General features: G+C 43.7%; 22 protein-coding genes. 15 read left to right on the top strand and 7 right to left on the bottom strand.

All coding sequences use genetic code 11. The features are described 5' to 3' along the window. The 8 genes from G496_RS0113970 to G496_RS0113935 all read left to right on the top strand — a co-directional run. Positions 1-2,058, top strand: a 2,058-nt coding sequence (locus G496_RS0113970) for a phage tail tip fiber protein (protein WP_027179820.1), incomplete at its 5' end; no start/stop codon positions are given. A gap of 5 nt (positions 2,059-2,063) precedes the next feature. After that, positions 2,064-2,606 carry a hypothetical protein gene (locus G496_RS0113965; RefSeq protein WP_027179819.1) on the top strand — a complete coding sequence of 181 codons (543 nt, stop codon included), beginning with the start codon at positions 2,064-2,066 and terminating at the stop codon, positions 2,604-2,606. 9 nt (positions 2,607-2,615) lie between these two features. After that, complete coding sequence (locus G496_RS0113960; RefSeq protein ID WP_027179818.1) at positions 2,616-3,287, top strand: hypothetical protein; 672 nt, start codon at positions 2,616-2,618, stop codon at positions 3,285-3,287. Between the two features lie 9 nt (positions 3,288-3,296). Then, on the top strand, positions 3,297-3,560 hold the full coding sequence (locus G496_RS0113955; protein ID WP_027179817.1) for a hypothetical protein: 264 nt from the start codon (positions 3,297-3,299) through the stop codon (positions 3,558-3,560). Between the two features lie 11 nt (positions 3,561-3,571). Next, on the top strand, positions 3,572-5,230 hold the full coding sequence (locus tag G496_RS0113950) for a hypothetical protein (protein WP_027179816.1): 1,659 nt from the start codon (positions 3,572-3,574) through the stop codon (positions 5,228-5,230). 38 nt (positions 5,231-5,268) lie between these two features. After that, positions 5,269-15,798, top strand: coding sequence for an LPD38 domain-containing protein (locus G496_RS0113945; protein ID WP_027179815.1), 10,530 nt, complete (start codon positions 5,269-5,271; stop codon positions 15,796-15,798). Positions 15,799-15,881: 83 nt separating this feature from the next. Further along, positions 15,882-16,193 (top strand): HigA family addiction module antitoxin, encoded by a 312-nt coding sequence (locus tag G496_RS0113940; protein ID WP_027179814.1) that lies wholly within the window; start codon positions 15,882-15,884, stop codon positions 16,191-16,193. Between the two features lie 169 nt (positions 16,194-16,362). Continuing rightward, a complete protein-coding gene (locus G496_RS0113935) occupies positions 16,363-17,595 on the top strand; it encodes an SEL1-like repeat protein (RefSeq protein WP_156900668.1) in 1,233 nt (410 codons plus the stop codon). A gap of 74 nt (positions 17,596-17,669) precedes the next feature. Here G496_RS0113935 and G496_RS20685 read toward each other — a convergent pair whose 3' ends face one another. Then, a complete protein-coding gene (locus G496_RS20685; protein WP_051295067.1) occupies positions 17,670-18,341 on the bottom strand; it encodes a BRO-N domain-containing protein in 672 nt (223 codons plus the stop codon). Then, positions 18,334-18,558, bottom strand: a complete 225-nt coding sequence (locus G496_RS0113925) for a hypothetical protein (RefSeq protein WP_027179812.1) — start codon at positions 18,556-18,558, stop codon at positions 18,334-18,336. The genes G496_RS20685 and G496_RS0113925 overlap by 8 nt, the downstream gene beginning before the upstream one ends. Between G496_RS0113925 and G496_RS21365 the strand changes: the two genes are divergently transcribed. Further along, a complete protein-coding gene (locus tag G496_RS21365) occupies positions 18,539-18,898 on the top strand; it encodes a hypothetical protein (RefSeq protein WP_211233850.1) in 360 nt (119 codons plus the stop codon). The genes G496_RS0113925 and G496_RS21365 overlap by 20 nt on opposite strands. 2 nt (positions 18,899-18,900) lie before the next feature. On the opposite strand, the gene G496_RS0113915 is transcribed toward G496_RS21365, so the two are convergent. Next, on the bottom strand, positions 18,901-21,357 hold the full coding sequence (locus tag G496_RS0113915; RefSeq protein ID WP_027179810.1) for an SIR2 family protein: 2,457 nt from the start codon (positions 21,355-21,357) through the stop codon (positions 18,901-18,903). 136 nt (positions 21,358-21,493) lie between these two features. Next, entirely contained in the window at positions 21,494-21,883 is a 390-nt protein-coding gene (locus tag G496_RS0113910) for a helix-turn-helix domain-containing protein (protein WP_027179809.1), read from the bottom strand. A 112-nt stretch (positions 21,884-21,995) separates the two neighbouring features. On the opposite strand from G496_RS0113910, the gene G496_RS0113905 reads away from it, so the two are divergent. From G496_RS0113905 to G496_RS19850, 4 genes are read left to right on the top strand one after another with little or no spacing between them, the layout of a single operon-like run. Next, positions 21,996-22,277, top strand: coding sequence for a helix-turn-helix domain-containing protein (locus tag G496_RS0113905; RefSeq protein ID WP_027179808.1), 282 nt, complete (start codon positions 21,996-21,998; stop codon positions 22,275-22,277). Next, complete coding sequence (locus G496_RS0113900) at positions 22,270-22,572, top strand: hypothetical protein (protein WP_027179807.1); 303 nt, start codon at positions 22,270-22,272, stop codon at positions 22,570-22,572. The genes G496_RS0113905 and G496_RS0113900 overlap by 8 nt, the downstream gene beginning before the upstream one ends. Further along, the gene (locus tag G496_RS0113895; RefSeq protein ID WP_027179806.1) at positions 22,562-22,744 is read left to right on the top strand and encodes a hypothetical protein; all 183 of its coding nucleotides are present in this window, start codon (positions 22,562-22,564) and stop codon (positions 22,742-22,744) included. The genes G496_RS0113900 and G496_RS0113895 overlap by 11 nt, the downstream gene beginning before the upstream one ends. Positions 22,745-22,801: 57 nt before the next feature. Then, entirely contained in the window at positions 22,802-23,083 is a 282-nt protein-coding gene (locus tag G496_RS19850; RefSeq protein WP_084407581.1) for a helix-turn-helix domain-containing protein, read from the top strand. On the opposite strand, the gene G496_RS0113885 is transcribed toward G496_RS19850, so the two are convergent. After that, on the bottom strand, positions 23,070-24,215 hold the full coding sequence (locus tag G496_RS0113885; protein ID WP_027179805.1) for a tyrosine-type recombinase/integrase: 1,146 nt from the start codon (positions 24,213-24,215) through the stop codon (positions 23,070-23,072). The two genes, G496_RS19850 and G496_RS0113885, sit on opposite strands and share 14 nt — an antisense overlap. A gap of 236 nt (positions 24,216-24,451) precedes the next feature. On the opposite strand from G496_RS0113885, the gene G496_RS20980 reads away from it, so the two are divergent. Beyond that, entirely contained in the window at positions 24,452-24,730 is a 279-nt protein-coding gene (locus tag G496_RS20980) for a DnaB-like helicase N-terminal domain-containing protein (RefSeq protein ID WP_084407580.1), read from the top strand. A gap of 35 nt (positions 24,731-24,765) precedes the next feature. Next, positions 24,766-24,921 (top strand): hypothetical protein, encoded by a 156-nt coding sequence (locus G496_RS21195; protein WP_156900666.1) that lies wholly within the window; start codon positions 24,766-24,768, stop codon positions 24,919-24,921. 59 nt (positions 24,922-24,980) lie between these two features. On the opposite strand, the gene G496_RS20680 is transcribed toward G496_RS21195, so the two are convergent. Beyond that, the gene (locus G496_RS20680; RefSeq protein ID WP_051295066.1) at positions 24,981-25,973 is read right to left on the bottom strand and encodes a pentapeptide repeat-containing protein; all 993 of its coding nucleotides are present in this window, start codon (positions 25,971-25,973) and stop codon (positions 24,981-24,983) included. Positions 25,974-26,353: 380 nt separating this feature from the next. Beyond that, positions 26,354-26,538, bottom strand: a 185-nt coding sequence (locus G496_RS0113865; protein ID WP_027179804.1) for an IS200/IS605 family transposase, incomplete at its 5' end; no start/stop codon positions are given.

The following is a 26,538-nucleotide window of genomic DNA, read 5'->3' as shown; positions in this document are numbered from 1 at the left end:
GAGCGGATCGCAGTCGTAACCAAGCCTGTTGCTGAATACACTCATTCCGGGCTTAATACTCGCACCTCTCATTACTACTGGATTCGGTCTTTCAATTGGGCTGGCAAATATTCTGTATGGGCTCCAAAGCAGGGCGGATATTTGGTCGAAGCCTCTCTTGATACAGCTCGTGAAGAGTCTCTGCATGTTTTGCAGAACAGCATCACCGAGGGGCAATTGTATGGCGATCTGAATAGCCGAATTGATCTTGTTGATGGTCCAGAATCTTTGCCTGGATCAGTAAATGCGCGTGTTAAAACAGAGGAAACAGCCCGTACTGATGCCGATGGTGCGTTGGCAGCACAAGTCCAAATAGTGCAGGCCAATGTTGACGACAACACCGCTGCTATACAAACCGAAGCGACAGCAAGAGCTGATGCCGATGGGGCGTTGGCTGCCGAGTATTATATAAAGACTGATGTGAATGGCTATATTGCCGGGTTTGGTGTTGCTAATGACGGGGCTACGTCTGAAGCTGTCTTTCTTGTTGATAAATTTGCGGTGATAACACCGGGCCAGACTCCGAAAGTTCCGTTTGTCATTGCTCCGCTTGACGGAGTGCCTACAGTCGGCATTGACGGCAATATGATTGTTGACGGTTCCATTTCAGCAAGAACTCTGGATGCTGAAATAATTACCGGAGCTTTCCTAGCTGCTTCCGCTCAGATTCAGTTGGGCCTTAACGGTCTGCTGCGTATGCAGGAAGGTGCAAAGCTTTTTGCCGGAGCCGGGAACTTGTTGCTGGATACATCCGGCAATAAAACTCGCTTAATGATAGGACAGGACGGTGCTTTGGACGTTGACGGTAACGTTGCTGCCGAAATGGATTACATGGTCCTGTTTGGCGGGGATATACAGTTTTATCGCTGGCTGGATAATGACCACCGTATGTACAAGGCGCTCAAGCGCTGGGAAACCGGATGGGCTAATAACGGTGAGTGGGTTGAAATCCCCGGATACTGGTTAGCCCCACCTAAAATACAGCTTAGTCCGCGTAATCTCACTTGCTATGACCATGCGTCACCAACCGTAAATCAAGCTTTAAATACCAATGTTACAGAGATTGATTTAATAGAAGGGTATAACAACAGATATAAATTTAAAGCCAATGCCAGACTCGTTATCGCTGCGGGATCGTCAGATTTTAATGTGGGGCTTTCCGATCTGGTTACAACCGATGATGATTTTGCAAGAACCTCAGCTTATACCACTCCGAACTATTGCACTGCCGCATCAATAAAATGTTATGTGCGAAGTAAAAAACCAACCGAAATAATAAACACATATCACAAAAGAAATGTTCTGATTGAAATTTATGTAGATAATGAGAAGAAATCAGAACAGCTGGTTGAAATAGGCGAGACTCTTGGTCCTAAAGAAGTCATAACTTTTATTTCAGGTCTGAACTCAGGTATTCATAAAATATATTTAAAGGCTACAGCCAGTGATTCCGAGGGAACTTTTGTTACTGCGGACGGTTTGAAGTATGATGAAAGGACCATCAGCGGGTACACTGAATACACTGATCCAGAAGCACATGCCTCTGCTTCTGCCAACTCCTATCCTTCAGGATCTGATTCCGACAGTGACTATGACAGATTCCCTGTTCCCTATCCTTCAGCCGGGGATGGATGGGAACGTGTAAAAGCTTTTTATACTTTCACCTATTCAAAAAGAACAACAGCGACCGATCTTGCCAGTGCAAGTGCTGGATTTTCTTTGAGGGGCGGCCTTTCTGATGGGCAAAACATTGTTGACACTGTTGAGATTACACCGCCTGTAAGTTCTGCAAAAGTATCGGCCTCTGCTTCTGCTTCGGCTCATAAACCTGAAGAATATGGGTCTGCATATGCTTCCATACAAGTCCATTCCATAAGTGTCTCTATGACGGTCAGAAAACCAAAGGCCTCAAATGATATGGCTGAAACAGAAATAATTTTTGATTCAGCCACATTGACTCTTACCGGTGCAAACCCTCTTGCAGAGGGAACCGTAAACTATATTGCCATAGGAGAATAATCCTTATGCCTGAAAATAAATTGGCACTTATTGCCTATTTTGAAAGTGACGGCGTGCGGAACATGCCCGACTCATATGTCGAGAATCTGTACCTCAGGGCGGAGGAAGAGGGGCTTACTCGTATTACTTTCATGGATGGCAGTCTGAATGATTCCCGGCTGTTTCTGGAAGATATGAAGCATGGCTCACATCTCTTTGTCATTGTCTCAGGACCTGAAATTGCCGGGTTTTGCTGGGTTAATCATGTTCAGCATAAAAGCGCATATTTTCATTTCTGTCTGTTCCGGGATTTTTGGGGCAACAAAGCTAATGCAATAGCACTGTTTACCATTTCAACACTGCTTCACACGGAAGATGGGTACGGAGGATATTTGTTCGACATGCTTATAGGGAATACTCCGTTAAAAAACCGTGCCGCTTGCAGGAGGGTGAAAAAATCACCTTACATGCAGGTTCTTGGTGAACTGCCTTTTGGATATTTTGATGCAGAGACAGGTGCGTCTATTCCGTCTCTATTTTCTTATGTAACCCGTGAAACTTTAAACTAGGAGATTACTATGGGACAAGGCGGCGGACAAACCACTACCTCATCATACGACAAAGAATACAATGCGAGAATGGCTACTATTGCTGAAGAACAGCAGAAGATGGGGCAGGGATTTTATGATTTTTGGATGGATAATAACGCAGGAATGGAACAGGCAAAAATAGAAGCGAATAAAGAATTGATTCCGCTCCAAACCGAATTGGGAAAAAAGCAGTTGGCAGCGTCCCAAGATGTTTTGCCAAGTCAAACTTCAGCGCAAAAGAGTTCTTATGAGCTACAGGCGGCACAGAATGAAGCAGGCTTAGGTCTTGTAGGTAAACAGACAGAGCTTGCCGGGGCTCAATTGGATAGCAGACTGGGACTTTTGCCAAAGACAACTCAGGCGGCAGATAAGTTTCTTAATCAGTCTTTAACAGGTGTGAATGTTGCTGATCGCATGGGGCAGGCTACTGCTTCTGTTGCACATCAATTCAAGGATGCGGCGGCTTCCACTGCCCGGCAGATGGGGCGCATGGGCAGCAATCCCTCGTCTGCACGCATGGCAGATACAATGAGTAACTTGAATATGCAAAGGGCTAAAGCAACAGCGTTTGGTAAAGAGACCGCACGCAGAAATGCGGAAGATGAAAATTATAAAAGATTGTCACAGGCTACAAGTTTTGGCCTTGGGCTAACATCATAGGAGGTAGCTATGCCGGGACTCGGACTTTTTCCAGTAGAGGATGTTTCAAGTAAAGCTTTGCAGGGTATGGGACAAGCAGCACAAAGCTATGGAGCGATGGGGCAGGAAAGGCAGACTAAGACAACTTCAGGTTTTTCATTTGGCGGTGCTCTTGGTGGAGCCGCTGGTGGAGCTATTGCCGGGGCAAGTGCCGGTTCCGTAATTCCTGGGCTTGGTACAATGGCCGGAGGAATTATTGGGGCTATTGGTGGGGCTGCATCAAATCTTTTCTAGTGGAGTAATTTATGCCTAACAGAAATGGTGGGTTCACTTTGGCTGATGGTCTTGGATTGGCCCGTGGAATTATCGGTTTACAGGAAAATCAGAGAAGGGCTCAAACTCATGGCCTTGGAATGAAAATGCAGACCGCTCGTTTAGAAGAGTATGAAAGACAGCAGAAAGAGAGTGGGGAGGTCAATTCTCTTGTAGATAATTACTCGCAAATGGCAGCTGAGGGGAAATCAATACCTGTACCCAAAACAAAAGTTGAAATGATTGCTCAAGGTAAATTTTATGATGGATATGCCAAAACAGAAGAGGGACGTTTAAAAAAAGCCGCTGCGGATAAAGCAGAGTTACAGCGTCAATATGAGAACTTTAGGCCTTATGCAACGGAGGCTATGCGGCACATTCAATCAGGAGATTTTAAAGCGGCTCGGCCATATATAGAAGAGGCATCGAAAGTTGCTCCTATTCCATATCGCTATATTGATGATGAAAGTGGATTTCTTGTTGAACAGTTTAGGCCTGATTCAACAGGTAAATGGGAAGATGTTCGCCATGTAACAGAGGAAGAAGCCGGTCAGGCTCTCTCCCAGATTATGCGCGGTGAGCAGGTAACAGGGAATGGAATTCACTCTAATCCTATCTTTATGCAAATTGGTGAAAGAGCCAGAACAGCAACGGCAAGAAGTAATGCCCAAAACTGGAGTGATCCATCAAGGTGGAAAACTTTTAAAGATAAGAACGGTGATGTTTTTCGAGCGGTGCCTACTGCATCCCGAGAGGATTGGAATCAATCAGTTGGTTATGTCCTTATGGATCAACAGGGTAATATCCTTCGTAATAAACCAAAGGAGCCCTCAAGTTTTAAAGATAAATTTTCAAGTACTGAGAAAGTTCAAAATGCAGATATGGGAACTTTTTCAATGCAGGAGCTTTTATCTCATGGGCTACAACCTGAAGATTTAGATCGTGATAAGAAGATTCTTGAAAACCAAAAGATAACGGCAGCAATGGGGCTTGAAAAGGCCAAAACAGCTAAGGCTCGTGCGGAAGCAGGTAAAGTCTATTCTGATATGAAAGTCGCCGGGGCTAAAAAGCCAATTAAAATTTCACTTGGGGATCAACAGACTGTTTATAACAAGTTGGCTTCATCATTAAATCCTAAGTTAGAGATGGATCCAATTACCGGGAATGCGCCTTCTGATCCTGCCATGGAAAAGCTGACTATTGCCGTGCTTAATGAAATGCAGAGTGGGATTCCATTTTTGCAAGCCAGAGATATGGTTCTTGATGAAATTAAAAGGTCCAGACAGCCGGGACCGGCAAAGGGCCACCCTGCAAATGGAAGAGTAAGCGGTCCTGATAAAAATATTGGAAATAATGGACCGGGAAAAAGTAAAGCGTACCGGGGTAACAATTCAGCGAAAAGCGGTTCTGATTTATCTGAAAAACAAAGGCCGGAAGGTTCTGAAAATAAAAATTATCTTGATCAGTATAAGGGAACCAGCGTTGTTGATAAAGACGGAACCTTGTGGGGAAAAGATGCAAAAGGACGGGTGCGTAGGATTTTGAGAAAACCTTCAAAGAAAATTTACAACGGCAGATATGAAAATCCTGATTATAAAAAATATTTGGATACCTTGGAATATCTCGGGATTAAGCAGGACAGCAAAGCTTAGCCTGTTAAAGGTTCATTGAAATATATGGGAGGTCGCTAATGGCTGTTGCTGATGTTTTGTCTCCACAGGATATTGATTCATTATATGATAATTTATTTACAGTCAGAAATAATCCTGAAACTCAAAAATTGCAGGGTGCAGTTGACCAATATAATCTGCAGAATCCTGAACATCCGATAACGGTTGATGATATTCCTGATCGCAACGGATTCTGGGGTGGTGTTGAAGAACTTGGCTATGGCCTTTTTAATGCTCTGCGTGACCAGTTCCCAGAGGATATAGCCCGTATCTGGCAGGGAGATGATGTTAAAGTTAATGATGATTCATGGGCACAGAGGCTTATTGACGAGCAGGAGAAAGATAAGGCTTCCAGAGTTCCTTCTAAACAGATTATTTTAGGAGACAAACTGCATCAGGCCCTTTACGAAGGCCCGGCGGGAGTAGTTACCAGTGCCGCTACCGGTGTGGCGGGTATGAGTGCAGGAGCCTTGAGCGGATCGGTTTTGCCTGGTCCCGGTAATGTTATTGGTGGAATGGTCGGAGCCGGTGGGACGAGCGGAGTGGCTTTCTATCGTCTGGCAAAGAATCAGTTTCTGCATGAAATGCTTGATACTGCTAAAGAAAATGATGTTGAAATTACTGAATCGCAATGGGAGAAACTGAAAAAAGATATTGATGATGAAGCCACGGAAATCGGTTTGTGGGAAGCTGGACCTGAAGCTATATCACAATTTTTCACTGCAGGATTGGTGAAAGGCGTAGTGGGCAAACTTGCTGCTAAAATTCCCGGACTATCCAAAGTAACCGATGCTGTTTCCAAAAGAGCTATGGCTAGAATCCCGGCCACGCTTGCTGCTGAAATAGGTGAAGAAGAAGCCACTGAGTATGCGACCTATCTTGGTCAGGAAGGAATAAGAAAGGATGTAGGACTCAGGAAGACTGATCCTTCATTAAAAGAGTTTGCAGAAACTCAGGCCGGTCCGGTTGCTGTGGGGGCAGGTTTGCAGCTTGGAGCTCATAAGATCGGGCATAAGCTTTTAAGTCCGTCAAATATCAAAAAAGAAAAAACGGCAACCGAAGAACCCAAAGCCAGTGTTGAAATTGAAAATATAAAAGCAGGTAATCCTGTTGATCTGCTTGAAGATAGTGAAGTTAAAACTGAACCTGAACAATCATCTGCTGCAACAACATCTGAGAATGAAGACGGGCGGAACAGAAAGCCAGTTGATGTAAGGCCTCCTTTGGATAAAATGAGGGAATTTTATCAAAGGCAGGAACTTGAGAGTGGTCCCGGATTCGGGCTTCAGGGGATAATTGATGCCCAGTTTGAACCGCCTTTTGATGCTGAAAATTTAAAAGGTGATATTCAGGAACGCTACAAGTTCAAACCTGAACCCGCATTGGAAGCAAAAATTAATCATGAAATGGCCATGCGGAATGGATGGCGACCTGCTGATTTTGAAGATGCTTCCTTACTGTCACCTGCTGGTCAACCTCAGGTTTTGAGTCCATTTGAGCCTATTGACCTTCTGTTGCAGGAAAAACCGATGATTGTTCCGGAGTTCAAAGGTGGGTTGAGCGGATCTAGTGATCAGTATCGGGAAAATATGTTTCGTGAGGCCTCCGGTATGTATGATGTGGCGGCTCCCGAAGTTGTATCTCATCCTGATTTTGATAAGAAAGCTGCTGAAGCTGCTGAGTTTAATCGAAACTGGGATCATAACCTCGAACAAGACTGGTTGAAAGCTGTTGGGGAATTGAAAAGTGAAGGAAAAGGGAGTGATCCGCTCATACGTGAGCCGGAGGTTGAATCTTCTAAGCAGCCTGAGATTGAATTCCCTTCATATGGAATGACTGGCGGGCTGGAAAGCGTAAACACGGATCTTCTTAAGGATAGTGCCGTTGAACCTTTACAGCAGCATGATGTCATTACGGCAAGAAGGCAGAATGAATTTTTGGAAGAGGTATTGTCTGAAAGGGGCAAAGGAAGCGAAGCAATTCTTGAACATACTGATGGGCAGGATAAGGTCCGTTATGAATTTCGTGAATTGGATGATATCATTCCTTCCCATGATGCGCTGAAGAATTTTATTAAGAATCCATCCTATCCTCAGGAAGCGCAGGAGCGTCCTTACCATTCGGATCCCGGTGAACAGCAGAAGGTGAAAGGGCATGCTTCACCGCTTAAACCCCAACATTTTGTAAATGACAACCCTACCGCTGCCAGTGGACCACCGATCGTTACCTCGGACGGAATTACCCTTGGCGGAAACTCCCGGATCATGTCCTTGGCTCTGGCTTATGACCAGCATTCCGACCAGGCACAGCGTTACAAGAATGTCTTGAGACGCAAGGCCAAGCAGTTCGGACTGAAGTCCGAGGATTTGAAGGGCATGAAAAAGCCGGTTCTTGTCCGAGTGCTGCAGGACGAAGTGAAGGATATGCCCAGGGCTTCCAGAATTTACAATCAGGATTTCACTCAGGGACTCGATCCTAAAGCTGAAGCAGTGTCCAGAGGCAGAATGTTGTCCGATGAATCACTTGCTCATCTTGGCGCAGAGATGGAAAACCATGAAGCCCTGAGACATTTCCTAGATTCCTCAAAGTCTGCTGATTTTATGAACGCTCTTAAAAGGGATGGAGTTCTTGAGGAAACCCAGCTAGCCAAGTTTACCAATAAAGAAACCGGGCTGCTTAATAGTGCCGGCAAGAATTTTGTTGAATCCGTCCTCCGTGGCGTAGTGGTAGATAATTACGATGTTCTGGATATGGCTCCTCCCTCTGCTCTGGTAAAGCTTGATAAGGCGTTGCCTGCATTAATTCAGGCTAATAACCGGGGTCCGGATTGGAGCTTGAATACCCCTGTGCAGAATGCTTTGCGTATTGCCGGCAAGGCCAGAAGTGAATCCATTTCGGTCAAACAGTTTCTCAATCAAGGACAGTTGGTTGAGACTGTTCCGGGGCTTGATGATAAAAGGACGCGGATACTTGCTGAAGCATTTGGTGCTAAAGGGGATGAAGGAACCAAAGCTTTCAGATTTAAAAGGCAGTGTGAGGAATATGCAAAGTTAGCGTCTATGTCTTACGGTGATCAAGGACTGTTGCCGGGGGTATCTGTACCTGATTCAGTAGAAAGTTTTGACAAGGCGTTTATTGGGGATATAAATAAAGGTAAGGAGAAAGAGAATAATGTATCAAGTACCGCAGGCAATCTGGAATCAAATAGCAGAGACTCAGAAGCTTCGGACCAAGTGGGCCAAGGAGCTGTTTCCAGTCAATCCGGAAATGGCAGATCTGGTGATTCAGGAAATGGAGAACGGGTTGGACAGACAGGGGTACTCCAGCAAAGCGATAACCTCTTACACTCAGGTTCTTCCTCTGGTGATGGAGAGAGAAGCGATAACAGCTTTTCTGGAACAGAGCGGCAGGATGGATCTGCGCAGCGTACTTCCGGAAGTTCTGGACCTGGACGAAGCAGTAGAACTGATGACTCTGGAGAATCGGTTGACACAGCAACAGCAGGAAGAACTTCGGGATCTGCATCCAGCCTATCCGGGGAATATTCCGGAGATTTGGGAAGAGGCCTTCGAAAAGCATCTTCAGGTGGACATTTATCGTTAGAAGAAAAAGTCCGTCAGCAGAAAGTGGCGGATTCCTCCATTAAGGTTTCCCCCGGGAATCTTCAAAATATCCGTGAAACTCTTCCTGTCCTGTTTCCTGAACAGCAGGACGATGTTTATAAAGTCGAACAACGCTTTGCCAATACCAAAGACGATACCAGCCGGGGTATGCTTTTTACCAACGGCACTGGGACCGGGAAAACCTATACCGGTCTTGGGGTTATCAAGCGTTTTGAGCGTCAGGGCAAATCCAATATAGCCATTGTAGTCCCTACCGATAAGAAAGCTCGTGATTGGATTGAGGACGGGCGCAATCTGCATCTCAACATTACCCAGCTCCGCGGAATCAATGACGGTGGTCGGGGCGTTGTCGTTACCACATATGCCAACTTCGGGCAGAATGAAGCCCTTTCCAAACGTGATTTTGATCTGCTTGTTTTTGATGAATCCCATAAGCTTTGCGAGAATGCGCAGGGTGAAGAAACTCATGCCTGGAAGATGATGAACAGGCTGGCCGGACCGTTCACTCCTCAGCAGAGTGCGAAGATGGCTTTTTCTGATGAGATTTTGAAAGCAGCTAAAAAGCATAAAGATTTTGAGTTGAACGCAGAGACTGAAAAAGCCCCTTGGACTATCAACGAAAAATACATTCCCAAAGCATTGATGCAGCGCATCGAGGATAAGGCCAAACGACTCCTTGAAACCAAGGTTGTTTTCCTTTCCGCTTCTCCCTTTGCTTACGACAAGACTGTCCGTTATGCGGACGGTTTTCTGTTTGATAGCGATCACGGGATGAAAGAGGATGGATTTAGATCCTACAACACCGGTTCCAACTGGGATCAGTTCATGATGAGCAAGTTCGGTTACCGAATGCGCTATAACAAGCTGACTGTTCCCGAATCCGGAGTAGAGTCCGCGCTTATGGAACGGCAGTTCAATGAATGGTTGAAAAAGAAGGGGGCTCTTTCCGGTCGTAGTCTGCAGCTCAATAAGGATTATTCACGTCAGTTCGTGGATGTGCCGGCGCAACTAGGTGAGAAAATACAGAATGGAATAGAATCCATGTCTGACCGGGATAAGTATCCGGATTTAGCCGGGGTTGTTCATAAGGCTTTTGATTACCACTACACCACCAGTTTGCTTGAGGCCCTTAAGGCTCGCAGTGCTGTTGACCGTGTTCAGGAGCACCTTGACCTTGGTCGCAAGGTGGTTGTCTTTCATTCCCGCAATAAGGGCATGCCGGGGCATCCGTTTAGTCCTGCCCGTTTTGATAAAGCATGCGGTTATGACAAGAAGGCTATGGCTCAGTTCAAGCAATGGGCGGCAGATAATCCGGCCTATGCTCAAATGGATATCCGGGGTCTACAGAATGTCCGTGATGAAATGGGGGCGGCTTTCGGGGATAAGGTGGTCTTTTTCTCTGGTAAGGAATCCAAGAAAGAAAGAGTCAAAGCCGTTAATGAATTCAATGATGATTCCAGCGGTGTTGATGTCATTGTTGTGCAGAAGGATGCCGGCAAAGAAGGTATTTCCCTGCACGATAGGATTGGGGAAAAACAAAGAGCTCTTGTTTCCTTGTATCTGCCTACCAAGCCCACGGATGCTATTCAGACCGAAGGTCGTATCTATCGCCTTGGTTTGATGTCTGATGCGGTTATCGAGTATTTGAAAACAGGATTGTCTTTTGAGTCCCGCGCATTCGGCCAGAAAATATCAGAACGTGCCGGGGCTGCAGAGAATCTGGCCATGGGTGAACTAGCCCGGGACTTGCGTACAGCTTTTCGTGAAGGTTACCTTGATTCGACCTCAAGAGCTCCGAGTTTGGAGCAGGGGCGCGGAGGCAAGGATGCTGATTCTTTTGTCGAGCAGGCTTCTCCCTTTGATCAGGCAAAGACCCATTACTATTCCCAGCAGAAAAGGACTTCCCGCAATAAAGCTAGGGAAGGATCTGACTACTTTGCTACTCCGGAGCCTCTTGGCTTCAAAATGGTTGAATGGTTGGACCTGAAGCCGGGAGAATCCGTTTTGGAACCTTCTGCCGGTCACGGTGCTATTGCCCGGTACTTTCCTGAATCTGCGGACATAACGACTGTAGAGTCATCAGACGAGCTGTTTTCTAAAATGTCGGTCATATGTGACGGCCGCAAGATCAATGATCGTTTTGAGAATCTGGCACTGGTCAACAAGTATGACGGTATTGCCATGAACCCTCCTTTTGGATCCGGAGGGAAAACTGCGGTCGATCATCTGGCCAAAGCTTTCAATCATCTGCGTGAAGGTGGCCGTGTTGTCTGCATCCTCCCTGAAGGTCCAGCAGCAGATCGCAAGTTTAATAAGTGGTATGAATCCGAGGATGCTGAACACGCCCATAAGGTTGCCGAGTTCGGTTTGCCCGCTGCAACTTTTGGTCGTGCCGGCACAAAAGTGAAAACACGTATTGTTGTCATTGATAAGCTGGGTAAAGAAGCTGAAGGTGTCCGTGCCAGAGGGCGTGTTGATTTCAGTGCCGATACGGTTGAAGAACTTTTTGAACGTATCGAGAGTGTTACCACTCCAGAGCGGATGAATAAGAAAGCTGGGCCTGAAATTTCCTTAAAAGAAGCAGGCCTCGAACTCAAACAAGTCTCCAACTCCAAGGGTGACTTCTGGATTGTCACGGGAGAGACCTACCGAAATAAGCAGGCTTTAAAGAAGGCCGGTGCTCGCTGGAACCGCGCGGAGAAGGGCTGGGCATTTTATCAGGAAGAAACCCCGCTGCAGGATATTGCCGAGCAACTGGATAGACTTCCGGCCTCGCTTGGTGATAATGTTCTGGAACCAGTTGACCGGAGAACATACGATGAAAAATCAAAGCGAACAACAGAACAGACCCGGCTCTTTGAAGAGCAGCTTAGAAAAGAATACGGACTCGACTTCCCGGACGGATCAGTCTTTGAGGTCAAGCCCGGAAGAATTGGAAGAGCTGACGGAAATGTTTCAGATATCATTCATCAGGAAGGCGGACGGGAAAGTGATTATTCCCAGAAACGGCAGGCCTCTCGGGAGGGAGTAAAAACTCTGGACAGAATTGCAGGCCTGTTCGGGAAAAAGATTGTTTATATTGCTTCCGATCTGCCGATTCTGCCTGCTGAAGCTCACGCCGACCTTAAGCAGAATATTGTCTTTATGAGGCCTGACGCTAATGCCCCTCATCTGTTTTTGCTGGGACATGAAATCGTTCATTTAATGAAGTCTGAAGCTCCTGCTCTTTATAATAAATTTTACGCTTTAACTGATAGCCAGATAAATGAAGGAACATGGGAAAAGCATCATAAACTGCGCAATCGGCTGGAGCAGGAAGCGGGAAGAGAGAATGGCCTGAGCCGCGAGCATGCTGACGAAGAGTTTATTGCTGATTTTTCTGGTGAGCAATTCCTTGAACCTTCCTTCTGGGCTGAAATGGCCGTGGAAGAGCCGGGTTTATTCAAAAAATTTGGTAAAAAGGTAAAGCAACTTTTAGACCGGGTGCTTTCCATCTTTAAGCAAAAAGGGACAACCGGTCGCTATATTCAGGACATTGAGCTTGTCCGCAAAGGACTTGTTTCAACCCTTGCCGAATATTCCAGACAGCAGAACGTCAATTCCTCAAGCCGCCATGACCTTGAAAAGTCTAATCGTCATGACGGTATCCATTTTTCCAGAAAACAGAAATCACGAGGTCACATTTCTACCGAGAGTGTCCGCAGTGCTGTGCAGGCTTTACAGTCCAAAGCCGGCAATGCCTTGCCTTTGGAAGTTGTTGCTGGTTTTAACGATCTGCCGGGGCATATCCGCAAAGCTTTTAAAGCACAGGGCAACGGATATTGTGAAGCTTGCAATGATCCTGAAACCGGTAAGGTCTGGATGGTTGCGGAGAATATTTCATCCGCTAAACGTGCTGTTGAACTGTGGCTCCATGAGCAGGGTGCGCACCATGGTTTACGCGGACTTATGGGAGATAAAGCTTATGCGGCACTGCTGGGTAAGGTTCACCGTTCTACTGTCAGAGACCAAGCTTACAAAGAGATTATTGAAAATTACGGGCTGGATGTTTCCAGCCAGGCTGACCGTGATGTTGCGGCACATGAATACCTAGCCCGGATTGCCGAGAAAATGCGGCTTGATGAGGTGCTGAGCTCCAGAGAAAAAACAGTTTGGCGTATGGTTGTGGATGCTTTTTTAAACTGGTTTGCTAAAATTCGTGTTCAGATGCCCGGTTCTCTCAGCCGTTCGGAAATAAACAGAATTGTTTCCGATGCTGTTTTCTGGACAGTTAAAGACATAGACTCAGGGCCAGTCTCTGGCGGCAGAGCTGTTGCCGCTCCTTCCTTTTCCCGTGGCGGGACCGTTCTTGATTCCGCCATGTCCAAAATTGGGGCAAAAGAAAATAACGTTCGACTCATGGAGAAGTTTAAAAATGTGCGTGAGACTATGCGCACAGAGTTTAATCAGGGTTTGTTTGACCGTTTCGCCGCACTCAAAACTCTGGATAACAGTGCTGAAATTAAAGACATTCAGGAATCCGCATACGTTGCCGCAAGGATGACCACATCTCACGCTTCGCAGATGAAGGCGGTTATTGAACATGGCGCACCTGTCTGGCGTGAAGGCGCGCCGGATGTTGAAGGCAAGGGTGTAGCTGAAATTTTTAAACCAGTGGCTGAAGAGCTTGACCGCTATACGGCTTGGCTGGTGGGACTGCGTGCTAAAAAGCTGCTTGCGGAAGGCCGGGAGAAACTATTTACCGAGGCTGAAATTGACGAGTTGTGCGGACTAAGTAAAGGCCGTGAAAAACTTTATGAAGACGTGCGGCAGGATTATATTCAGTTCAAAAAAAAGGTTCTGGATTTTGCTGAAACCGCCGGCGTTGTTTCCGGTTCTGGAAGGCAGGTCTGGGAGCACGATGAGTATATCCCTTTTTACCGCATAAACGATGAAGGGACGGTTAAAGCTCCCAGTGATAAAAAAGGCATTGCCAGTCAGTATTCCGGTATTCGCAGATTGCAGGGCGGCAAGTCCAACCTCGGGGACCCTTTTGAAAATATCCTCCGTAATTTTTCGCACCTGATTGATGCTTCCGTAAAAAATATGGCCATGGAAAAGGCCATGACCAATGCTGAGAAAATGGGAGTTGCTGTTCCTGCTGAATTTAAATGGCAGGGCGTAAAACTTAGAGGCGGAGCCTTGCGTTCCGCACTGGTAAAAGTGCTTGGTGATGACAAGGCTGTAGACGGACTGACTAAAACTCAGCGTGATTCATTGCAGACCGTATTCCAGATGGTTAGGCCGGATGCCAAAGACGTGATCCATGTGCTACGTGATGGTAAACCTGTTTATTACCATGTTGGCGATCCTCTGCTTTTACGGGCTTTGACAGCGGTTAATATGCGTGGCTGGAACAACATGGGCATAAGAGCTGCCCGGTTCTTCAAGAGGATTTTAACCACCGGGGTTACCTCCACACCGGACTTTATGCTGCGCAATATTGTGCGGGATACTATCCACACCTGGGGCGTGGACAGGACACATACTTTTAAACCTGTGGTCGGCTCATTTATCGGTGCGGTTAAAACCATGCGCAAAGACCCGGAAACGATTAAAATGATGGCTGCCGGGGCTTCTTTTAATGGTGGGTATTCATTCGGGCATGATCCTGACGCTACCCGGCTGATGATAAGCGGCATGCTTAAAGAGCGTGGAATTAAAGAGAGTTCTGTACTTGATACTCCCAAAAAGATGGCCGGATTTTTGAAAAAAGGCTGGAATAAATGGGAAGAGTTCGGCAGCGCATTTGAAAATGCGCCCAGAACAAAAATATATCAGGGCGTTATAGAAAAAGGCGGCTCACACCTTGAAGCTTCTTATGAAGCCAAGGATATAATGGATTACTCCATGGGTGGCGACTGGCCGGCAATTCGTCTGCTGTGTGAGACAGTTCCATTTTTCGGGGCAAGGCTGACCGGGCTGCACAGGCTTGGCCGGGCTGCTTATGAAAATCCTAAAGCTTTTGTCATGAAAGGTGCGCTGGTGGCTCTTGCTTCAACAGCTCTTTACCTCAGCAACAGGGACAAGGACGAATTTAAGGAGCTTGAGGACTGGGACAGGGACAACTATTATCATTTCTTTACTGGTGGTGAGCATTTCCGTCTGCCTAAACCTTTTGAGATCGGGGCTATCTTCGGGACTCTGCCGGAACGTCTGGCTGAATTCGCTCTGGACGGACAGGACGGAGAACTGCTTGCAGACAGACTCGGCTTTATGCTGACCCAGACTTTCAATGTGGATACTCCGCAGATTGTGACACCATTGCTGGAGCAGTGGGCTGACAAAAGTTTTTTTACCGGGCGTTCCATTGTACCGAAGAGGTTGCAAAGGCTGCGTCCTGAAGCCCAGAAGGATTACAACACCAGTGCCACGGCAGCACTGATTGGAGAGAAAACCGGAACCAGCCCGAAACGCATTGAGCACCTTGTAAACGGATATTTCGGAACTCTTGGTGTTTATGTGCTGAGCATGGCGGATATTTTGACCCGCAGAATGACTGACGCACCAGAACTGCCGGAAATGCGGCTTGATGAAATGCCGCTTATCAAAAGTTTTTATCGCAATGCGCCTGAAAAACACAGCCGTTACCTGACTGAGCTTTATGATATGATTCATGAAGCGGATGAACTTTATCTGACCGTAAAGGCCTATGCAGCTAATGGTGACAAAGCCAAGGCACAGGAATTGTTGCAGGACAAGGAGAACCGCAAGCTGCTTGGCAAGCGGCGCAGGCTGAACACAGTACGCAGGAAAATAAACAGGATTCAGAAGGCCATAAGAGAGGTTCACAACTCCAGAACCATGACTCCCGCCAGGAAGCGGGAGCAGATTGATAAGCTTATTATGATTCGGAATCGGGTTGTGCGGAGGGTGATGGGGGAGTAATAATTGTTGACATGTAGAAAGCTAGTGCTGATTGATTCCGCTGAGGATTTGAATGATTTAAGGGTGTTGTCAGGGAGGAAAATATGGCCGATTTTAGTCCTATTCATCCCGGTGAAGTTTTACTGGAAGAATTTATGGAGCCTTACGGGATTAGCCGTAACAGGCTGGCTGTGGCTTTGTGTGTGCCTGCGCAGCGCATTGGGCAGATTGTAAAAGGCCGGCGTGCTGTCAGCGTTGATACTGCCATGCGGCTGGCTAAATTTTTCGGGACAACTCCGCAATTCTGGCTGAATCTACAGCAGAAGTATGATCTGGAAGTTGCCAGAGATAATAATCTGGAGCTTCAGATTGAACGGGAAGTGCGGACTTGTAAAGAAATGAACATAAGCATTTAAATATATATTTTGCATCAAAATAAAAGCCGGAGCGGTTCTGAACTGCTCCGGCTTTTTCAATTCGTTTTAAGCTGAGATCATATTAATAATCGTATTGTTGTTTTTAATATAATCTTGTAGGTGAATTTTATACTTAAGTTTATAATAATTCGTCTGCGGGGTTGAGGAAATGTTTAAATGGTTTGGATATGCTTTATTCGTATTATCTATTAGTGGATGCACAACTCTCTATGTGAACCCAAAATATCCCAATAATACACAGTATTACTTCAATAGAGATTACAACGCATGTAATGCCTATGCGTTGAGCAGGATTCCTAATCAGCAGGTTTATGTAAATTCGCGTGGCACGAGCTATACGAATGGTAATGTTAACGTTTATGATAACTATGGAAATTCTGCTCAAGGTACATTTTCTTCACAGACTAATTATTATAATCCGATGGCTACAGGTGCCGATCTGGCAAATATGGCTTCTGCTTTCGGAACTATGGCTGCCCAGCAAAATTTGCGAGAACAATGTATGGCCAGCAAAGGCTGGAGGGTAAAAAATGAAGAATCAGAAGTTTATATACAGCAAGTTCAAGCCGATGAAGTTAAAAAACAAAAAGAAAGCGCAGCCTATAAAAAACTTGTAGGCGAATATGTTCATACATATTGTATGGATTCAGAAAACCCGGAAGGTTATATTGAAAAGATGATTAAGGGCAGGAAATCCGGGGATAGCATGGCTAAAGCCGCTACAGAATATATTTTGCATGACAAATGTGATGTTGCTTTTAACTGGCTTAATGAGTTGAAAAAAGTTGATCCTGAATCATACAGGGTTATGAGAGCCAGAATGTTTATAAACGGGGACTGCGGTAAGAAGGATATTAAGGAAGCTGCCGAGCTGTTGGGATACGGTTCATCCGGGGATATCAAGTCAACCTATGTCAGACTTTTCATTAAAACTGCGAAATTGAAAAATTGTCCTATGGATAGGGAAGTTGGCTTCCTCATAGCTAAAAGCCTTGCTGAATGTGGCCATAAGTATTCTGCAAAATATCTGGCAAGGATTTATTACCAAGGGTTGGGTACTACTAAAAATTATGAAAAAGCTTATATATGGTACATGGTTGCGGCGTATCAGACTGATGTGATGGTTGATAAAGAACAAAATATTGAATGCGCCAAGTATGTAAAAGAGACAGCTGGTTTTTCTGAGGAATATGCTCAAGAACTTAGAAATATTGCTGCTTCAGTGATTCAAAAAATTATGGTTAAAGCAAATTCTTCCTCGGCCTGCTTAGCTATGAATGTTGAAAGTAAAACCTCTGATTATTTTATAAGTGATGTGCCTTTTCAAGGGGCCGGAAGCGTGGAGAATGTGTTTGAGCTGGTTAAGCTTGGGAAGAAATGACCCTAAGCATTTAAATATATCTGTCCCATCAAAACAAAAGCCGGAGCGGTTCTGAACTGCTCCGGCTTTTTCAATCAGCTTTTTACTTTATCCCATCTGGCTCTGGCTGCCAGTCTTGCTTTTTCTGATCTCTGCCTTGCGGATTCTTTTTCTTCTTCTGTTTCTATGGGTAATTCTTTTTGTATTGCTATCTGCATTTTAAAGTAATGGATGGCGTGGGTTGTTTCTGCGCTGTTCAGGTCTTTTAGCGGGGTATCCGGGGTTTTGCCGAGGAAGTTCATCAGCTCCCGCAGTGTGGCGGGCAGGATCTGCTTTGCCGGAATCTCGCCCTTTCCACGTTGGATAAGGCTCCATTTTGTTATCAGGTCATAAAGTTCGTTGAAGTTTTCGGCTCCCAAACTTTCCAGTGCCTCGGGCTGCTTTTTGTTTAAGGCATAGCTTCCTGATCTGCGCAGGGCGGGTAGAACCTCTGCCGTTATCCATTTACGGAATTTTTTGGCCTCGGGTTTACGGCTTTTGAAAATGAGACTGTAAAGTCCGGATTCGGAGATGATATTTGTTTCACCTTGACGCCCTAAGTTTAACTTAGCCCGTTCGTCATCATCTAGTGGGTCAATTGTCATGCTCGTGTTTTTTAGATCTAAAATCTCACAAACATCTTTTGCCACAAACCAAGGATCGCCTTTGGCGTCCTGATGGACTCTTATGACGTTTTGTCCGAAATCGAAGGGGATGATATCAGGCATGGCCGACTCCATTGCAGTCGAGCTTATCAAGCAGCTTGTCCAGCTGGCGGACCATAATTTCCAGCAGGGTGACATGGCCGGGCAGAACTCTGTCCGCTCCTTCGTGACTCTCCTGCGCTGTGTGGTGCAGGAGAAGCTTTGTCAGCTCCTGAATGTCGATGGTTAAGTCATAGGCGTTTGTGAGGACGGCCTGTGGAATGGTGATTGTTTTAGGCATGAAGCCTCCGTGTGAATTGATGATGATTGGCTTTTCCGAAATGAAAAAGCCGGGAGCTTCATCACCGTCACACGAACGGCGGGAGGATTTTCCCGTAAGGGTATTGTATAGCCTCCGCACTCCCGGCAAATATCTTGGCGAAATTGATTGGAATAAAGCAGTGCCTACAAGTTCAGAAAATCTCGGTATTCTGTATAGAAGACACAAAAAAGCCGCCAACTATCGGGAGCGGAAACCGCGTGTGAACAAAGGTGTGATGAAGCACCTTTGTTCACAGAGCCAGAAAAACGTGGTTATGTCAAGTGGTGGGGGAGGAGGCTTAAAATATTTATATTGTTAGTACTACTTCTCCTTTAATAATTCTAAAATTTTATTAAGACTTTGTTTAGTTTTAGATACATTTATGTTTCTAAGAAGATTGGCAGGTATATTATCTATTTGCTGCAGGATGTGATTTATTTGAATTTTAAAGTGATCAATTTCTTCTTTACCAAAATTAGAATATTCTTGTCTGAAATAATCAGCATACAATATTGTACATCTGTATGGGAAATGAAGTGTTTCATGAACCATGTGTATTTGTCGTTGTACAATTTTATTAGCTTCTTTAAAATTTTCGTAGCTTGAGTGAGTATTAGATTTAATTGCACGGAGTAATATAAATCTGGCATAATGATTATCAAGCATGTTGTTTCTTTCTTGGCGATTAAGATCATTGTACAATGAGTATGCTGACCTAAACATGACAGCAGCTTTTTTAAAATCTTCATAGACTGTTTTAGAAATGGCATACTGTAACCAATAATGATAATTTGAAGAGTTATTATTTAAATCTCTTATATTATCAAAATATATTGTAGAAGATTGTAGTCTTTTTTCTCTAGGTAAAAGATCCTGTATTGTTGAAAATTTATCTAATTCTCTCATTAATATGAAATATTTATTATTATATCCATGATTTCTTTCGTCACAATATTTATATATTTTTATAAGTATAGAGACTACATGCTGTGAATTTAAAAAAGTATATATTATATGTTTAGCAAGGATAGAAGATTTCAAGGATATTTCATATGTTCTAGTGTCAAATAGTTCCCTTACGGCAGGATTTGTTTTAAAAGTAATAGTATTTCTTATAGGATTATTTAGTATTGTAAGAACTGTTTGTAGATTTGTATTATAGCTCATAGAAGAAAAAATACAAATTGTTGTAATTATATCTCGGTAGGCAGAGTTGTTTTTTAATTCTCCATATATTTTAGCTAATCTATCTTCTATGTCTGTTGATTGTATGGCTTCCAGTAATGTGCTGGCCATTGAGCCTTTACAATGTGAAGAAATTTTTTGAATTTTTGATGTAAACGAAGCTTTGGAGAATTCTTGCCATAGTCCATAGTCGTTGAATATGTTTACTAAATCAATAATTGATTGTTCATCAAGTATATTTACATCTAAAATAAGTAATTCATTTGATTCGTTTTCAATAGCAAGATTGTTAGATAGCTTTTCTATGAATATATCGTTAATAGCCGTCCTTTCTGAAAGAATTAATATAAAGTTATCAGGTCTCGAAATAGCTATTTGCCTAATTGATTTTTGATATCTAGTGTAATTTTCGATAATTAGGACTTGCTTGTGGGTCTTTTTCAAAATGAAATCAAGCTCTGCTGGTGAGTCTTCTGTTTCATCAATTAATTGATAACAAGGAATTCCATTTTTTGCACAAAGAGCCTTTACCCCTTCAAGAAGTAATGTTTTCCCATTTCCGAAATCAGATTGGATTAAAATATTTTTATAGCTTTCTTCTTGAATAATCGAAAAAATACTTATTAATTCTTTTCTTTTTATATAATATTTACCTTCGTTTTTTTCGCTTAAGCTCTGATAAATTTTGTTTTTGTCATAGTTACCTAGAAAAAACATTTTAAATACATCGTCATACCCAATTTTTGATGGAGTTGTAGAATAAGAACTTTCATCAATTGTTTCAAATGATGTTAATAGAGTTCCATGAGTTGTAGGTATATAATCTTTTTGTACTTCAGTAATTATTTGTGAGAACTCTTCTGTTGTTTTTTCGATTAGTGTCCCATATTTATTTGCAATTCTTTTAGTCCTTTCTTCGGAAAAGTTTGGAAGAATGAAGTATGTTTTTTCCTTTAAGGCAGGGTGGGCGTTTAGTGTCCTTTTGATATCTAGATCGTATAAAGAATATCCAATAAAAAAAATAGAAGATGAAATTTCAGCTTCACGAATAAATTTTTCGTACCATAATGAATCTATAAATTCATTTGTCAAGTAGCTAGTATCTGTAAGTTTAAATTCATTATTGAGAGTGTCTCTGTTTAGTTTTTCTACCATTCCATTTAGATGTACAACAAGATTTTCTCTAGTACCAATAGATTTAATATTGTCTGATAAGGTTGCCGTTTTGTAATTTTTACCTTCATTTAAACAAGAAAGTTCATATACATTATCGTAGTTAGTAGTAAAAACACACCTCCAAGGAACTTTTGCTATTTCTCTATGAAATGGCTCAACCTCTTTTGCTTTTAAATTCTCAGAAAGTGTCTCGATAACTTTATCAATATCTTGAATCTCATCCATGTAATCATCAGCTGCATCCATCAGATTAAGAGTTTCAGGAATGTTGGCTAGTTTACATAGTTCTTTTGCAAGTTCTTTGGCTGTCAGAAGATTCTTATTGTTTATAGCTGTAGCGCCAATACTGTATCCAGACCCTAAGAACAGTAAAGATTTTTTATCAAGTGCAAATTTAATTGCTGTAGTAAGATCCATTTTTTTACCTAACTTATCAATTGTTAAAATAGTTTAATTTGTATTACAATCCAGCTCTCTATATTAACCCATCAAAAAATTTTCCCGTCCGGCCCGTATAAACCACGGAACCAGACGGGAAATTTGTTTCTTTTTGTCACCCGGCCATCTCTTCTCCGGCTTCATCGCCAGAGCTTGCGGTTATGTTCAGGATGGCTTTTTGAATTACTTCCGGTTCTGCGCCAAGCTCTTCCAGAACCTTTTTAACCTCGTGAACCCGCCTTATTATAGGATCGGTTTCCTGCTCCTGCTGTTGTGAGTAGAACATTTCCCCACGTCCCAGCAGCAGCCAGTTGATATCAATATCTGCAAATGCTCCCCAGTTGGCCAGTGTTCTGGCCTTGGGCAGGGCGGTTCCGGCAAAGTATGTGGACATACTTTTGCCTGTAACTTCGCCTATTTTTGCGAACTCATTCTTTTTCCATTTGCCGGTATCAATTATCTGTTGAAGCCGTTCTGGAAAGCCGTCTCCAATAAAATCTTTCATAAATCTAATTTTCTTCTTGATAGTCAGTATAAAGTTAGATAAATCTGACTTTAAGGTTGATTTAAACAGGAACTAATTTAGCTTAAACCAGATATCACTAAGGAGGTCTAAGTTGCCGTTAACTATTACTATTGAAACAGATCAAAGTAAACGCTTTGCCCTTGATTTATGGTTCCGGGCAAAAGGTATTCAGAAAAAACGTTTAGCAAAAATAATGAATGTTTCTCCACAGCGGCTGTCCCAGATATTGAATGGTCAATATGTGAACGGTTCAATTTTTGATGAACTGCAGAATGTTGAAATAGACGGAAATAAAATTCCCCGTGAACTTATCCCTGTTCCATCCGCTCCCAAAAAGATGGGCCCAAAAAATGGCAGGGGGCGTAATGAATAATCTGCTGTACATCCTTATTGTTTTTGCCTGCATCTGCGCCGCATTAATACTGCGTAAAATTGTTACACGAAGATCAGAGCATTCCAGCTTTTTGGATGAACCTTCTTTCTCACGCAGACAGAAACGGCCGACACTTGATGAAGGAATTTCAGTGGCCATGTCTGCCGGGCTGAAAGAAGAACTTATAATGACCTCTGGAAATCAGCAGTCGAAGTACGTCCGTGCTTCTTTGCGCCTTGCGCTGCCAGTGCTGAAAGCTCACCCCATGTTAGTAGATATTCTGGATGAAGAGTAATGGCAATGCTGATTTTGTAAGCGAAAATATCGCAATTATGGGTAGTTGGGTTACTAAATATGCTTTGTTTTATTTCTGGTCCGAAGGCGGACTCAAGTCTGCTTTCGAGCAAGGAATAAAGCATCATACAGGGGCTTCGATTGGCAAGCCCCTGTCGGCAGGGGAAAATTAATAGAGCATGATGAAAACATGTGGATGAACTTTTAATAAACATTATTTGGAGTGAGTGATGGAAACTTTATTTACCAACGAAGATGCTCGTAAGGAATTTCGTGCAGCTGTGCGTGAGGCCATGGCTCCGGTAGCGGAGATGGCTTTGTTGAACCAGCGTTTATCTGTGGATGAAGCAGAGGCGGCTCTGTTGCTCGGTGTATCTCACAATACTCTACGTAACTGGAGGGGCCAAAAGCGAGGTCCGGGATATTCAAAGGTCGGGGCCAAGGTTGTATATGAAGTCTCCAAGATACGGAAATGGTTGGAAGCAAATGGCAAGAAAACTATTGGCTGTTAAAATAATTTTCAAAGGTCGCGGTAGCCTGCTTGTATACATCTGGGCAGAGGTGGGCGTACCGTTTGACCATTTCGAGGCTGGAGTGTCCAAGCATGTCGGCTATGCCGTACAGCGAAACTCCTTCAATGGCCATCCAGCTGGCAAAGGTATGGCGCAGGGAATGGAAAACAATTTTGTCCCGGTCGTCAGTAATGGATTCGTTAAGCTTCAGTCTGTTGACCGCATTCTTGAAACCGTTACTGATCCGCATCATGGATTTGCCGTTATGCCCAGGGAAAACCAGTTCTCCGGCTTTAAGAGGCAGGGTGGAAAGCATCTCAAACACCTGCTTGGTGAGATATATAGTCCGTCCTTTGTAATTTTTGCTCTCAACTATGCGCAAGGTCCTATGCTTAAGATTGATATGTTCACCCCTGAGATTGGCAATTTCTTTGAAGCGCATTCCTGTGTGCAGGGCCAGCAGGGTTATATTATATGTTGTGGCACTCCCCTTACGTCCATTATTGGTTTTAGCCGGGCGCAATTCTTCCAGCAGATGTTTAGCTTCTTCAACGGTCAGATAGCGATAGCGACCGTTGTCGGATTTGGGAATTTTAATCTCTGCGGTGGGGGGTGTTCCAGTCCAGAGTTTCCATTCTATATGTTTTGTATATGTCCGGCGGATCAGGCCTATTATGTGGCTGGTGGATTGAGGGGCATACTTCTGCAGCAGGTCGGATTTAAATTCTTCCAAATCAAATGGAGTTATTCTAGAGAGCGGCATATGTCCGAATCTTGGTTGGATATGCTTATGATAGCGTTGATCCTCTATCGATACAGTTTCTGTGTTTTTGCTGAGTATGAGATGAGTGTCTCGGAATCTTTCCCAAGCTTCATCAAGAGTGATGTCTTTCCCCTGAAGGGCGGTAGGCAGAGTTTGGTTACGGAGCTGACGCAAACGCTCCGCGCGGACCTGAGATGCAAATGCAGCAGAGAATCCTTCAGAGAGCAAACCAATTTTTTCATTTTTTCGTTTGCCGCTTATCTTATAAGATATATAGAAAGTGCGGTCTGGTTTGCCTCGGAACCTCTTGGTTGCATGTTCATAATAGAATACTCCGGTCACGTTTTTTACCTTGATGAAGTCGGCCATTTTTTTTGTCCCCTATTTGTCCCTGCTGGCATAATTTGTCCCCTATTTGTCTCTATAGGAGTTTCTTTTGAGTATGAGCAAGTATCACGTATCTCTTCTAATATCAGGGAAAATTACAGTCAAGTATGTGTAGCTATCCTGTTGGGTATTGTCCTTTCTGGATTTAGGATCCAGCGGCCTAGCCGTGAGAGTTCGAGTCTCTCCTTTCGCACCATATTCGATAAAATAAGCCCCGTATGAACAACACTGTTCATACGGGGCTTTTTATTGTCTTCATCGCTCCGCTGTCCCTCATTAGTCCCTCAGTTTGCAATCTTAAACGGGGCGAAGATAGGAGGAGTATCACCGCTCCACCTAACAATCCTGAATTGGAAAGGGCCGTTCTCAGTGCCGTCATCAGGCTTAATGGACGCAATCTTGATTCTTTGCTTTCCATATTAAAATCCCCTGATTATTTTTACAGTCCTGTCCATCAGGATCACTGGCAGACAATGATGGCCATGCACAGAGATTAGATTCCTATTGATCTGGTAACATTAGGAGTACTAAAATGGTTGTCAAACCAGTTGAAATAGTGACCGGACTGGATAAAATTGGCAAGCTCTTCGGAGTAGGCCGCAACACCGAGCAAATCTGGGCCGGAAAGGATAACTTGCCCATCCTGCAGGTGGAGGGGAAATACATGGCGGAAAAAGCGGAGTTGTAGGAGTTGTTAAGGAGAGTGCCGTGGTTGATTGTGGTAAGTCGCCAGTTTGTTAATGGAGGTTAGTTATATATGTACCAGTCAGGTTTTTTAAAAAGTTCAGGTTTAATTTTTTTGAGTTCTTTTTTAGTTTCAGGCGGGAGTTTGGTTTTGTATAAATTTTTGGCTTTAGATAAAGTCCTGATGTCAAATTTTGTCCTTCTAAGGTCTGCCTCGGTAAAGTCTGCTCCTGTAAGGTTTGCTCCTACAAGGTCAGTCTCTGTAAGGTCTGACATGGCAAGGAATGCATCCCTAAGATTTGCATTAGTAAGGTCAGCCCAGGTAAGTTTTGAATTTGTAAGGTCAGCCCTTCTAAGGTTGGCACCCCTAAGTTTCGCCCCAGTTAAGTTTGCCCCCCTGATGAATGCTCCTGTAAGATCTACTCCTTCAAGGTTTGTTTTTATAAGGATTGCCTCAGTAAGTTCTGCTCCTTTAAGATGTGCTTCTTTTAAGTATGCCCTTTTAAGACATGTTCCTTTAAGGAAAGCCTCAGTAAGTTCTGCTCCTTTAAGGTTTGCTGCGGTAAGATTTGCCCTAGTGAGATTTGCACCTTTGAGATGCTTTTTACACATTTCAACCGTAGAAAGAAGCAATTTTTGATCACCAAAGTTTGTTTGATATTTAAAAAAAGAACTAAGTGTTAATTCAGGTTCTAATATCTCAGGTTTAACAGGTATTTTTATTTGTTGTAGCCTTACCAAATCCCCGCATGCCTCAGCCCTGTAATCCGAAGCCATTTGAGTTTGAAAGTTTGAAATTTGAACTTCATAAGTGTGAACAGCTCTGTCATACCTATTGGAAGCAATGGTAAATAAGGCCACATATAGACCTATCAGCCACAGCACAAAAGAGCTTGGTTTTGGGCTGTGGTTCGCATCATTAGGATGTGGAGGTATAATCCTTTCCCAGATGGCACGAAGACCAGAAATATCGTACAAATTATATATAGGTCTGGATGAGTTAAGAAGGAGTATTAGAAGTATTATGCCAATGTGTGCTGTTATGTATAATTGCATAGTATGCTCTAAATCTGGGTATATTAAATTGTAGTTTTACATAGTTAACTGATCTATTTTTCAAGCAAAATACTTGTTAGCTAACGTATTTAATTTCTTTATACCGTTATTCCTAGATTAACAACCTGCTTGACCTCAATACCCAGATAGTAACCCTGACTGTATAATCAGCAGATATGTAAACACCGGAAATAAATAGAATCCGCAAACTTAGTTTTTTAAAAGCTCGCAAAGCCGCTAGAGTCAGATTGTATATGGAATATAGTATTAAATAAGTATCCACCGGCATAGCCGGTGGTTTTTCATATGCGCCTGTAAGGCTCTGTTACCAGCAGCGCCCTAACAGGCGCATATTTAAAAGTCTGACAGCTGCATTTCTGTTACTTGCGACCCGTGAACGGGTTACCCGGATATGGGAGAGATAATTGATCTCCCAATTTATCACTTTCAAGTTGGTGCCGGATATATTCTTTTATCTTTGCAGTATTTTTACCTACCGTGTCGACATAATAGCCTCGACACCAAAACGATCTATTTCGATACTTGAATTTTAAATTTCCAAACT

It is taken from the genome of Maridesulfovibrio bastinii DSM 16055 (assembly GCF_000429985.1).
In the GTDB taxonomy this organism is placed as follows: Bacteria; Desulfobacterota; Desulfovibrionia; order Desulfovibrionales; family Desulfovibrionaceae; genus Maridesulfovibrio; species Maridesulfovibrio bastinii.
This window is presented reverse-complemented; position numbering and strand designations above follow the sequence as displayed.